We start from the raw sequence: 12,551 nt of genomic DNA, 5'->3' as shown, positions 1-12,551 counted from the left end.
CCTAGAACAGACCGCTTTGGGTTTTCAGCAGGTTTTCGACGTCCTTATCCACCTTGATATGAATCTCATGCTCGATCTTGACGTTCATATTGATGGTGATCGGATCCTTCGGCGTCGCCACCTCGATGCGCGGCACGCAGCCGCTCAGCAGCGAAACGCACAGCACCGCTGCCAGCGCCGACACACTCATGATTTTCATTGTTGCTCCCCAGGTTGTGAGAGGGCCTGCTCCAGCCACTCCTGTAAATTGTCGCCGAAGCGCAAACTGCGCCACAGCTGAAACACGTTTTCCTGATGGCGATAGTTCAGGATCACCTCGCGCTTGGCGCTTTTCTGCGGGTTGATGCCGTCGATGCGCGCGCTCAGCGTCAGCTCGCCCAGGTTGTCGAGATCGACCCTGGCGTGCGAACGATTGATTTCCATGTAGCGCAGCCAGTCGATCGCCGCGCCGGTCGCCAGATTGTTGCTGCCGATGGCGTCGGCCATGTCTTTGTCCAGGCGCAGCGTCAACGTGCCGGCGTTAGCGATCCAGCCGTTTTGCACCAGCCACTTCGGATGGTTCAGGAACAGCGGCAACTCGCCGTCGACGCGGCCGGACATGGCGAACTGCTTCGGTTTCAGGGCGGTAAACAGCGCGCTAAGATCGACCTTGTCCAGCTTCAGCACCGCGGCGTCATGCTGCGGCAACCGCAGCGCCGACAGGCTGATATGCCCGTTGAGCATGTCCACGCCGACGTTGCTCAACGTCAGCGGCTGTCCTTCGCTATAAGGATAGGTGCCCTGCAAATCGGCGGAAATGTTCTGCATCTCGAACAGGTTGGTGAAAGACTTGATGCGCAGCGATACCGGCTGTTTAGCTCCCAATTGCCAGTGATGCTGCTTGAACCGGTACGACAGGATGAAATCCAGGCCGCTCATCTCCCCGTCCTTCAGCCACATGCCGCCGTTTTTCACCACCCAGTGGCCACCGGCCTCGAACCCTTGTTCGCGGGCGGCGGAAAACGCCGACTGCGCGTAAAACTCGCCGTCGCGCAGCGTGAGATTGAGATCCGGCGACAGCAGCGGTTGGAAGACCTTCAGCGACTGTTTCGGCCACCAGCCTTCGCCCCGCAGACGTTCGCCGTCCCAACGGCCGCGCAGCGCGATCGGCCCGATCTGTTGCGCCTGCAGCTTGCCCTGCATCTGGAAGCTGTCCGGCGAACGGCCGTTCACCTGCAGCGCCAGCACCGGCGCCGGCAGATAGCCGCCATCGCTGAAGCTGACCTTATTCGCCGCCAGCTGCAGCTCACCGTTGAACTGCGGGCTTTGTTCATCACGCCGCCAGCGCAGCGGCTGGTTGAGGCTCAAGCGCGGCGCGGCGACCGTCACCAGGCCGTACTTCAACTTATCGAAGCCGGTGGAGAGTTTATCGAGCACCAACTCGCTGTCGCGCCAGCTGCCGCTGCCGGCCACGTCCCAGGCGGCCTGCAGCGGCGGCAAACGGCCATTGCCCCAGTAACGCCATTGCCAGTCGCCCTTGTCCGGCCAGAAATCCTGCGCCTGGCCATCCAGGTGCAGCTTGAAACGCCCCCAATAACTGTCGCTGGCGCTCAAAATCGCCTGCAGGCGGCCGGTAATACCGGCGGCGGTCACTTTCACCCCCGCCAGCGGCAACCGCGCCTCGTCCAGCTTCATTTCCGGGGACACTTTGCCCCACAGACGCAGCAGCGAGCCCGGCTGCAGCACCAGCGTCGGGTTGAGAATGCTGCCGCCGATCACACCCGGGATCGACGCTGTGGTGGAGAAGTCGGCCAGATTGGCCTGGCCGGTCAGTTGGAAACGCAGATCGCTGTCAGTCAAGCCTACCTTGCCCGGCCCGAGGGTCAGCACCGCATTGCCCTTGCCGTTGTGGCCGGCGGTGATCACGTTCAGCCGCGCGCTGATCTCCGTTTCATCAAGCCCTTTGCTCCAGTCGTGCAGCGCGATGCTGAGGCCGCCGTTCAACGGTTGTCCGCTGTACGGCCAACGCCACTCGCCCTGCTTGATGCTAACCCGCTGCGGGGTCACTTCCCACGGCAGCACCGCCAGCGGCCGATCGTCGCCTTTCTCGCTCACCGTCAACACGCCCTGCTGCTGTTGCCAGCGCATGTCCAGCAACACCGGTTTTTCCAGATAGGCCGTCTGCATTTCACCCTGCAGCGCGCCCTGCGTCGGCAGGCTGGCCAGATCCAGCGGGATGGTTATCTTGCCCGCGAGGCGCAGCGGTTGCGCGCTGTTGGGCGGAATGACGGTCAGGCTGTGCAACGTCAGCTGCTGTTTTTCATCCAGCTGCGCCTCGGCGCTGAGATTCGGCCCCCGATAATGCAGGCGTTGCCCGTCAGAGCCGGAGGAAAGCTGCAGCTTCCCGGCATAACGCTGCCAGGGAATGAGCGTGAGATCATGAATGGTGAGATCCAGCGGCGGCAGCTGCCGCTGCAGTTGGTCGAGCGCAAGCGGCGGGCTGTTGGCGTCGCCGCCCGGCAGTTTTGACAAACAGGCGCTGTCGACGCTGACCTTATCGCTCGACAGCTGCCAGCGGTCTTGCCAATAGGCCAGCCGCGTCGGCCCGACGCTGGCCAGCAGACAATCTTGCGCGGTGAAACGCGCCCCCGCCAACGTCAGGCCGCCCTGGCGCCAATGTAATTTGCCCTGCAACTCCAGTCGGCTTCCCGCCGGCAACCAATGCGATAACACCCCCGGCAGCCAGCGCGGCAAGGTTTGCCACAACGCCAGCACCAGGATTGCGCAGCCTGCCACCGTCCCTATGAATACTTTCAATCGCCTGGTCATTAAATGATTGCTTCGTTCCTGTGTTAGGCATTGGTTAAGTCTATGCCTGAATTGACAATAATGATGGCACGAATTTGACATAGGGTGAAGCTGAGCGCGGTCGCAGAGGCGATTTGCACCCTTTTGGCGCAGGCGTGCGCGGAGTTGTAGATTTTCGTTACATATACATCACATAAATAGGACAGTTTTCAGACTTTTGTTATTGTTGTTACCATTGATGATTAATAGTCTTGCAAGCATTCTAATAAAAGTTTAGCTGCTAGCTAACTGTGTACTAGAGAAGCCATTCCCCACACCCCCGTGGGGATTTTTTTGTCGCTCGCCTCACCGTCGCCTTCCCTTCACCGTCGCCAACCCACAGCAGCCCTGCAGCGTGGCTAACCAATTGTCGAATTTACTAAAATCTGTTAAATTGATCACAAAATCACGGTGGAGAAACCACGATGAAATTGGCGATATACAGCACTAAACAGTATGACCGTAAATATCTCGAACTGGTGAATCAGCAGTTTGGCTATGAGCTGGAATTCTTCGACTTTTTACTCAGTAAAAAAACCGCCAAAACCGCCGCCGGTTGCAAGGCGGTGTGTATCTTCGTCAACGACGACGGTAGCCGTGAAGTGCTCGAAGAACTGGCGGCGCTGGGCGTCGAAATTCTCGCCCTGCGCTGCGCCGGTTTTAATAACGTCGATCTGGACGCCGCCAAAGCGCTGGGCATCAAGGTGGTGCGCGTGCCGGCCTACTCGCCGGAAGCCGTGGCGGAACACGCGGTAGGCATGATGATGTGCCTGAACCGCCGTATTCACCGCGCATATCAACGCACCCGCGACGCCAATTTCTCTCTCGAAGGGCTGATCGGCTTTAACATGCACAATCGCACTGCCGGCGTGATCGGTACCGGTAAAATCGGCGTGGCGACGATGCGTATTCTCAAAGGCTTCGGCATGAAGCTGCTGGCTTACGATCCGTTCCCCAGCGAACAGGCGCTGGAACTGGGCGCAGAGTATGTCGACCTGAAAACGCTGTACGCGCAATCCGACGTAATCACCCTGCACTGCCCGCTGACGCCGGAAAACCACCATCTGCTGAATGCCGACGCCTTCTCGATGATGAAAAACGGCGTAATGGTGATCAACACCAGCCGCGGCGCGCTGATCGACTCTACCGCCGCCATTGACGCGTTGAAGCAGCAAAAAATCGGCGCGCTCGGGATGGACGTCTACGAGAACGAACGGGATCTGTTCTTTGAAGACAAGTCTAACGACGTGATTCAGGATGACGTATTCCGCCGCCTGTCGGCCTGCCACAACGTGCTGTTCACCGGCCATCAGGCTTTCCTGACCGAAGAGGCGCTGACCAGCATTTCGCAAACCACGCTGCAGAACATCAGCCAATTGGATCGCGGCGAAGCCTGCCCGAACCAGTTGAACGCGTGAACGGCATCTCGGGGCGCCCCTTGCGGCGCCCTGTTTATTTAGGAGCGCGACGATGAGAACAACGATGGTCGCCCTGGCGGGGCTGGTCTTGGGGGGATGCAGCATGAAACCACACGCGACCGTTACGCCCGGCGATCTGATGCATCATAATTTCGTGTTGCAGAGCGTCGATGGCGAAGCGGCAAAAGCCCCAACGGGCAGCGGCCTGCTCAATCTGGAGTTCGGCGAGAACCTGCATGTGTCCGGCGCGATGTGCAACCGCTTTTTCGGCCAGGGGCAATTACGTGACGGCGTACTGACGGTAAAACCGTTGGCCTCGACGCGCAGGCTGTGCCCTGATGAGCAGCGCAATCGCTGGGATCGGGTGATCGGCACCGTGCTGGAAAACGGCGCCGAAGTGACGCTGAGCGCGCAGCAGCTGACGCTCAACGGCAGCGGCCACACGCTGGTTTATGCCCTGCGCGACTGGGTATATTGATTCTGGACGCCAGGCCTGGCGCCGTGGGCTTACCCGGCGCAGCTGCCCAGGCCCAGCGTGCGTTCCTCACACTGTTTGCCGTTCGGCATCTGGCACATGCGCAGCGCTTCACCGTTCAAGTTGTGCGCGATGGTGGTGACGCCGCCGACCGCCGCGCAACCGGCGCTGGTCTGCAACGTGTTGATTCTGGCACTGTTGCCCTGCTGTACTGGCTCTTCGTTGTTGCTGCTGCAGGCGGCTAAAAGCAGCACGGCGCTGGCAAGCAGCCATTTTGATGTCGTCATTATCCCACTCCTGAACCCGGAACTGCGCTGTGTAAAATCGCCATTGCCGATAACGCGCGTCACTTGGCGGACACGTTTCGCTATCTTTGATGCAAACTTGTTTAATCTAGCTCGATATATAAATAATGAAAATATATTCCGGCCATTATTTGTGGTTTTTTTGCGCCGGCCGGACATTTATTTTGTTTGCAGAATATTTCCGCCCCCATTGCGGGAGGTTAAACGTGACAGCGGCACCCACCGCCCGCCCCGGCCGCAGAGAGAAAGTGATAACGTCACCGTTGCCGGCGACGGGGTTTCTTCGCATGATATCGATATTAATTAACCCCGCGTGCTTTCGGCGTGACGGCGCATTTTTTGCTACCGGAGAGGATGATATTTGCGTCTATGCTGACGGCGCTAACTAATTAGCATTCCACTATTTTCAGTGAATGATGGCTGAATTCTTCAACCGGCGCGACTTGCTGTCACGCCGGCTTTTTTTACATCAAAATAACATTCAGTGCACCGAGGCTTTCGACAGTAAATTAATTACCAGCACGCCGGCAATAATTAATCCCATGCCGACAATCGCCGGCCAATCCAATTTTTGCTGATAAACGAATACCGCCGCGACCGACACCAGCACGATCCCCATGCCCGACCAAATCGCATACACAATGCCCAGCGGCATGCTCTTGACCACCATCGACAGCCCCCAAAACGCCACGCCGTAGCCCAGCACCACCAGCAGCGACGGCCACAGACGGGTAAAGCCCTCGGAGGCTTTCAACATGGTGGTGGCGATCACTTCCGCGACTATCGCCATCGTCAAATACATAAATCCGCTCATGGTTTTCTTCTGTCAGTTTACCGATGCGTAATTATGACGCGCCGGAAATAAATTGTCTTTAAACGGCGAAAACAATTTATTGAAGGACCTCAACCGGCAATGCAAATAGCGATGCCCGATACGCTTGCCGATTTATCGCCCGCCACACAAACGCGATAAAGCCGCGTTCAAACCCCTGTTAGACTTTTTTCCATTACTGCGAAAGTGCGCTTTCGCGGCTTTGTGAGCAATGAAAAGGTAATGTCGATGATAACTACAGATGGTAATAATGCAGTCGCTTCCGTGGCCTATCGCACCAACGAAGTGATTGCCATCTACCCTATCACGCCAAGTTCAACCATGGCGGAGCAGGCGGACGCCTGGTCCGGCGATGGCCGGCAAAACATCTGGGGTGATATCCCGCGAGTGGTGGAAATGCAGTCGGAGGGCGGCGCGATCGCTACCGTGCACGGCGCCTTGCAGACCGGCGCGCTGTCCACCTCGTTCACCTCATCGCAGGGTCTGCTGCTGATGATCCCGACGCTGTACAAACTGGCCGGCGAGCTGACGCCGTTTGTGCTGCATGTCGCCGCGCGCACCGTGGCCACGCACGCGCTGTCAATTTTCGGCGATCACTCTGACGTGATGGCGGTGCGCCAGACCGGCTGCGCCATGCTGTGCGCCAGCAGCGTGCAGGAAGCGCAGGACTTCGCATTGATCTCGCAGACCGCCACCCTCAACGCGCGCGTGCCGTTTATTCATTTCTTCGATGGGTTCCGCACCTCGCACGAAATCAACAAGATCGTGCCGCTGAGCGACGATACGCTGCGGCACATGCTGCCGCAGGAAGCGATCGACGCTCACCGCCGCCGGGCGCTGTCGCCGGATCATCCGGTGGTGCGCGGCACTTCCGCCAACCCTGACACCTATTTCCAGTCGCGCGAGGCCACCAACCCTTGGTATGACGCCACCGACCAGCACGTGATCGACGCCATGGAGGCCTTCGCCGCCCTCACTGGCCGCCACTACCGGCCGTTCGACTATTACGGCCACCCGCAGGCCGAACGCGTGGTGGTGGTGATGGGCTCCGCCGCCGGCACCTGCGAAGAAGTGATCGACACCCTGCTGACCCGCGGCGAAAAAGTCGGCGTGCTGAAAGTGCGACTGTTCCGGCCGTTCTCCGCCAAACACCTGCTCGGCGCGCTGCCGGACAGCGTGCGCAGCGTCGCGGTGCTCGATCGCACCAAAGAGCCGGGCGCGCTGGCCGAGCCGCTGTATCTGGACGTGATGACCGCGCTGGCGGAAGCCTACAGCCGGGGCGAGCGCGCCACGCTGCCGCGAGTGATCGGCGGCCGTTACGGCCTGTCGTCGAAGGAGTTCGGCCCGGACTGCGCGCTGGCGGTGTTTCGCGAGCTGGCCCAGCCGCAACCGCGCCCGCGCTTCACCGTCGGCATCTTCGATGACGTCACCGGCCTTTCGCTGCCGCTGAGCGACGAAATCCTGCCGCAGCGCGCCTCGCTGGAAGCGCTATTCTACGGTTTGGGCAGCGACGGCTCGGTCTCGGCCACCAAGAACAACATCAAAATCATCGGCAACGCCACGCCGCTGTATGCGCAGGGCTATTTCGTCTACGACTCCAAAAAGGCCGGCGGCCTGACGGTCTCGCATCTGCGCGTCAGCGAGCAGCCGATCAATTCGGCCTATCTGGTCAGCCAGGCGGATTTCGTCGGCTGCCACCAGCTGCAGTTTATCGATAAGTACCAGATGGTTGAGCGCCTCAAACCCGGCGGCACCTTCCTGCTCAATACCCCTTACGGCGCCGACGAAGTCTGGTCGCGCCTGCCGCAGGAAGTTCAGGCGCTGCTGCACCAACGCCAGGCGCGTTTCTATATCATCAACGCCGCCAAGCTGGCGCGTGAATGCCGGCTCGGCGCACGCATCAACACCGTGATGCAGATGGCGTTTTTCCATCTGACGCAGATCCTGCCGAGCGACGTGGCGCTGCAACAGCTGCAGGACGCCATCGCCCGCAGCTACAGCAGCAAAGGCCAGGAGATCGTCGAGCGCAACTGGCAGGCGCTGGGCGCCACCCGCGGCGCGCTGATTGAAATCCCGCTGCAGCCGGTCGACGACAGCAGCCCGATGCGCCCGCCGGTGGTCTCGGACGCCGCGCCGGACTTCGTCAAAACCGTTACCGCGGCGATGCTGGCCGGACTGGGCGATGCGCTGCCGGTTTCCGCCTTCCCGCCGGACGGCACCTGGCCGGTGGGCACCACCCAGTGGGAAAAACGCAACATCGCCGAAGCGATCCCGGTCTGGCAGCCCGACCTGTGCACCCAGTGCAACCATTGCGTCGCCGCCTGTCCGCACTCCGCCATTCGCGCCAAGGTCGTGCAGCCGGTGGAGATGGAACACGCCCCCGCCTCCCTGCAGTCGCTGGATGTCAAAGCGCGCGATATGCGCGGGCAGAAATACGTGCTGCAAGTGGCGCCGGAGGATTGCACCGGCTGTAACCTGTGCGTCGAGGTCTGCCCGGCGAAAGATCGCCAGAACCCAGAGATCAAGGCCATCAATATGGCCTCACGCCTCGATAATCTGACGGCGGAAAAAGACAACTACGATTTCTTCCTGCAGCTGCCGGAAATCGATACGGCGCAGCTGGAACGCATCGACATTCGCACCTCGCAGCTGATCACGCCGCTGTTCGAGTACTCCGGCGCCTGCTCCGGCTGCGGAGAAACGCCGTACATCAAGCTGTTGACCCAGCTCTATGGCGACCGTTTGCTGATCGCCAACGCCACCGGCTGTTCGTCGATCTACGGCGGCAACCTGCCGACCACGCCGTACACCACCAACGCCGAAGGGCGCGGGCCGGCATGGGCAAACTCGCTGTTCGAAGACAACGCCGAATTCGGCCTGGGCTTCCGTTTGACGGTCGATCAACATCGCGCGCGGGTGCTGCGCCTGCTGAATTCGCTGGCGCCGCAGTTGCCTGAGCAATTGGTCAATGCCCTGCAGATGGAAGACGTGGCGCCGGAGCCGCGCCGCAAGCAAATCGCCGAACTGCGCGCGCTGCTGGCGAGTATAGAGGGTGAAGATGCGCGCCAGCTGGCGACCGACGCCGACTATCTGGTGGATAAATCCATCTGGCTGATCGGCGGTGACGGCTGGGCCTACGACATCGGCTTCGGCGGTTTGGATCACGTTCTCAGCCTGACGGAGAACGTCAACGTGCTGGTGCTCGACACCCAGTGCTATTCCAACACCGGCGGCCAGCAGTCGAAGGCCACGCCGCTCGGCGCGGTGACCAAGTTCGGCGAGCACGGCAAGCGCAAGGCGCGCAAGGATCTGGGCGTCAGCATGATGATGTACGGCCATGTTTACGTTGCGCAGATCTCGCTGGGGGCGCAGCTCAACCAGACGGTGAAGGCAATTCAGGAGGCCGAGGCCTATCCGGGGCCGTCGCTGATCATCGCCTACAGCCCGTGCGAAGAGCACGGCTACGATCTGGCGCTCAGCCACGATCAGATGAAACAGCTGACCGCCACCGGCTTCTGGCCGCTGTACCGCTTCGATCCGCGCCGCAGCGCCGAGGGCAAGGCCGCATTGGCGTTGGATTCGCGGCCGCCGAACAGCAACCTGTCGGAAACGCTGCTGAAAGAACAGCGTTTCCGCCGCCTGAACGCGCAGCAGCCGGAGGTGGCCAGCGCGCTGTATCAGGCCGCCGAGAAAGAGCTGAAGGAGAAATACGATTTCCTCAGCCTGCTGGCCGGCAAGGCGGAAAAGTCCGCCGCAGAGTAACCTCCCTCAGGGCGCGAGCGATCCGCGCCCTGATCTTTTATCGTTGACGTAAGGCGTAGCAATAAAACCTGCTGGCATTCCTGCGCGCAATCCGTACCATACAGGCCTCGCGTCGGGCGCGTGGAAGCTGGATGATGAATAATGATCAAAATCGGCCGGTTGAATGGTAAACTCGCGGTCTACAACGCCATGCCCCTAGTGCCCCCCATTGAGAATGAGCACGATTTAAATGTCAGAAAAGCAATCCGTTAGCCAAAAAGAGCAGTACAACCTGAACAAATTGCAAAAGCGCCTGCGCCGCAACGTGGGCGAAGCGATCGCCGATTTCAATATGATTGAAGAAGGCGACCGCATCATGGTCTGTCTGTCCGGCGGCAAAGACAGCTACACCATGCTGGAGATCCTGCGCAATCTGCAGCAGAGCGCGCCGGTCAACTTCTCGCTGGTGGCGGTGAACCTCGACCAGAAACAGCCCGGCTTCCCGGAGCATATTCTGCCCGCCTATCTGGAAAGCCTGGGGGTGGAGTACAAGATCGTCGAAGAAAACACCTACAGCATCGTTAAAGACAAGATCCCGGAAGGCAAAACCACCTGTTCACTGTGCTCGCGCCTGCGCCGCGGCATTCTGTATCGCACCGCCACCGAACTGGGCGCCACCAAGATCGCGCTGGGCCACCACCGCGACGATATTCTGCAGACGCTGTTCCTCAACATGTTCTACGGCGGCAAGATGAAAGGCATGCCGCCCAAACTGATGAGTGACGACGGTAAGCACGTGGTCATTCGTCCGCTGGCCTATTGCCGCGAGAAAGACATCGAGCGTTTCTCGATCGCCAAAGCGTTCCCGATCATTCCATGCAATCTGTGCGGCTCTCAGCCTAATCTGCAGCGCCAGGTGATCGGCGACATGCTGCGCGACTGGGACAAACGTTACCCAGGCCGGCTGGAAACCATGTTCAGCGCCATGCAAAACGTGGTGCCTTCGCACCTGAGCGATATCAATCTGTTCGATTTCAAAGGCATTCACCACGGCAGCGCGGTGGTGGACGGCGGCGATTTGGCCTTCGATCGCGAAGACATTCCGATGCAGCCGGTCGGCTGGCAGCCGGAAGATTCGGACGACGCGGCGCCTGCGCCGGCGCGTTTGGACGTGCTGGAAATCAAATAAGCCCCCTCGCCGCTTGCCACCCTGCGAGCGGCGACCTTTTCCCTCTCTCGACGATCTCGATCCTGTTCACAGTTTGCGCAAAATTTGCTGGGCGATGCCGTTTATATCTTATACTGTTCATTTATACAGTCATATGGAGATCGCGCAATGAATATCACCCCCTGCCTGTCCCACGTCTCGCTGGGCTCGAACGATTTCGTCGCCGCCGCGGCCTTTTACGATCGCACGCTGGCCGCCTTGGGCTGCCGACGGGTGCTGGAACATCCCGGCGCGATCGGTTATGGCCGCGACTACCCGGAGTTCTGGCTGCAGGTGCCGATCGACGGCCAGCCCGCTTCACCCGGCAACGGCACGCACGTCGGTTTTTTCGCGACCAGCAAGCAACAGGTGGATGAATTCCATCGCCAGGCGCTGCTGGCCGGCGCCGTCGATGAAGGCGCGCCCGGTTCGCGGCCGCACTACGGTGAGGCTTACTACGGCTGCTTTGTCCGTGATTTGGATGGGCACAAGATTGAAGCCAGCTTCTGGGATGAAAGTGCGGCCTGAGGAAGAGAGAAATCGAATAAAAAAATGCCGGTGATTAAACCGGCATTGTACGAATCAAATGTGCTATGCAGTAATTCAAAAATAAGAAAGTAAGACAATTATGGAGCGCAACGCCCATCGCTTGACGTTGCATTCACCTGCGAGAGAGATCATGCCCCATTTCCCCCGGCTAAATGTTGATTTTGCTCAATGTTAACCGGGTTTTCGTCATTTTCGCCTACAGCCAGCGGCTGCGCTTCAGCCACCAGGCGACGCCAAGCACCAACCCGACCAGCATCAGGCAAAATGCCGCGAAACCGAAGGGGTTGCCGCCGCCCGGTATGCCGCCAAGGTTGACGCCAAACAGCCCGGTCAGGAAGGTGGTCGGCAGAAATACCATCGCCAACAATGACATGGTATAAGTGCGGCGGTTCATCGCGTCGGCCATCACCGTGGTAATTTCGTCGGACAAGATGGCGGTACGCGCGATGCTGCCGTCCAGATCGTCCAACCCGCGCCCCAGGCGATCCGCGATGTCCTGCATGCGGCGGCGATCGTCGTCGCTCATCCACGGCAGGCGATCGCTGGCCAGCCGTGCGAAAACGTCACGCTGCGGCGCCATATAACGGCGCAGTACGATAAGCTGTTTACGGATCAACGCCAGCTGGCCACGCTCCGGCACCTGCTGTTCCAGCAAGGCGTCCTCCAGATCGATAATCTTGTCGTGCAGATCCTCAATGAATTCGCTGGTGTGATCGGTCAACGCATCGGAAATCTCCACCAGCCAGTTGCCGCTGTTGGTCGGCCCGGCGCCGCTTTGCAAATCGTTCACCACCTGATCGATGGAATACACCTTGCGGTGCCGCGTGGAGATAATCAGTTTATCGGTGATGTACACGCGAATGGTGACCAACTGGTCTGGCCGTGAGTTGGCGTTAAAGTTGATGCTGCGCAGCGTGATCATGGTGCCTTCGCCCTGGCGGCTGACGCGCGGCCGTGAGCTTTCGCCGGAGAGCGCTTCGCGCACCGAGTCCGGCAGCAGCGGCGTGGTGCTCAGCCATTCGGCGCTGGCCGGGTGCGCGTAATCAAGATGCAGCCAGCAAGGCGCGTCGCAGGTGATCTTGTCATCCCGCTCGATCGGCGTGACGCCGCCCTTGCCATCCAGCTGGTAGGCGTAAACCGCGTCGGCGACCTGCAGCTCGCTCCCCTCAATCACATCCATTCATTTATCCCCTCAGTC

Annotated in this window: 10 protein-coding genes; 5 read left to right on the top strand and 5 right to left on the bottom strand. The window is 59.9% G+C overall.

Annotated features, from left to right (window positions below; all coding sequences use genetic code 11):
• Position 1 precedes the first annotated feature (1 nt).
• Together IMX17_RS05120 and IMX17_RS05115 are read right to left on the bottom strand one after the other, a co-directional pair.
• The gene (locus IMX17_RS05120; RefSeq protein ID WP_004930472.1) at positions 2–199 is read right to left on the bottom strand and encodes a YnbE family lipoprotein; all 198 of its coding nucleotides are present in this window, start codon (positions 197–199) and stop codon (positions 2–4) included.
• Entirely contained in the window at positions 196–2,808 is a 2,613-nt protein-coding gene (locus tag IMX17_RS05115) for a YdbH family protein (protein WP_193549393.1), read from the bottom strand. Before IMX17_RS05115 ends, IMX17_RS05120 begins: the two co-directional genes overlap by 4 nt.
• Positions 2,809–3,251: 443 nt before the next feature.
• On the opposite strand from IMX17_RS05115, the gene IMX17_RS05110 reads away from it, so the two are divergent.
• Both IMX17_RS05110 and hslJ read left to right on the top strand, forming a co-directional pair.
• On the top strand, positions 3,252–4,244 hold the full coding sequence (locus IMX17_RS05110; protein WP_193549392.1) for a 2-hydroxyacid dehydrogenase: 993 nt from the start codon (positions 3,252–3,254) through the stop codon (positions 4,242–4,244).
• Between the two features lie 52 nt (positions 4,245–4,296).
• Complete coding sequence (gene hslJ / locus IMX17_RS05105) at positions 4,297–4,722, top strand: heat shock protein HslJ (RefSeq protein ID WP_193549391.1); 426 nt, start codon at positions 4,297–4,299, stop codon at positions 4,720–4,722.
• Positions 4,723–4,751: 29 nt separating this feature from the next.
• Here hslJ and IMX17_RS05100 read toward each other — a convergent pair whose 3' ends face one another.
• Positions 4,752–5,006 carry a DUF333 domain-containing protein gene (locus IMX17_RS05100; protein ID WP_015377999.1) on the bottom strand — a complete coding sequence of 85 codons (255 nt, stop codon included), beginning with the start codon at positions 5,004–5,006 and terminating at the stop codon, positions 4,752–4,754.
• A gap of 499 nt (positions 5,007–5,505) precedes the next feature.
• Positions 5,506–5,838, bottom strand: a complete 333-nt coding sequence (ssmE, locus tag IMX17_RS05095; protein WP_033632935.1) for a multidrug efflux SMR transporter SsmE — start codon at positions 5,836–5,838, stop codon at positions 5,506–5,508.
• A 246-nt stretch (positions 5,839–6,084) separates the two neighbouring features.
• On the opposite strand from ssmE, the gene nifJ reads away from it, so the two are divergent.
• The 3 genes from nifJ to IMX17_RS05080 all read left to right on the top strand — a co-directional run bounded on the left by nifJ (position 6,085) and on the right by IMX17_RS05080 (position 11,332).
• On the top strand, positions 6,085–9,618 hold the full coding sequence (nifJ, locus tag IMX17_RS05090) for a pyruvate:ferredoxin (flavodoxin) oxidoreductase (protein ID WP_182264376.1): 3,534 nt from the start codon (positions 6,085–6,087) through the stop codon (positions 9,616–9,618).
• Between the two features lie 229 nt (positions 9,619–9,847).
• The gene (ttcA, locus tag IMX17_RS05085) at positions 9,848–10,786 is read left to right on the top strand and encodes a tRNA 2-thiocytidine(32) synthetase TtcA (RefSeq protein ID WP_182264375.1); all 939 of its coding nucleotides are present in this window, start codon (positions 9,848–9,850) and stop codon (positions 10,784–10,786) included.
• Positions 10,787–10,933: 147 nt separating this feature from the next.
• Positions 10,934–11,332: a VOC family protein gene (locus IMX17_RS05080; protein WP_033643223.1), complete on the top strand. Its 399-nt coding sequence runs from the start codon at positions 10,934–10,936 to the stop codon at positions 11,330–11,332.
• Positions 11,333–11,549: 217 nt separating this feature from the next.
• Here IMX17_RS05080 and zntB read toward each other — a convergent pair whose 3' ends face one another.
• Complete coding sequence (zntB, locus tag IMX17_RS05075) at positions 11,550–12,533, bottom strand: zinc transporter ZntB (protein ID WP_033643224.1); 984 nt, start codon at positions 12,531–12,533, stop codon at positions 11,550–11,552.
• Positions 12,534–12,551: the final 18 nt, after the last annotated feature.

This window comes from Serratia sp. X3, from assembly GCF_014982455.1.
GTDB classification, from domain to species: domain Bacteria; phylum Pseudomonadota; class Gammaproteobacteria; order Enterobacterales; family Enterobacteriaceae; genus Serratia; species Serratia ureilytica.
The sequence above is the reverse complement of the archived record's forward strand: the minus strand, read 5'-3'. Positions and strand labels throughout refer to the sequence as shown.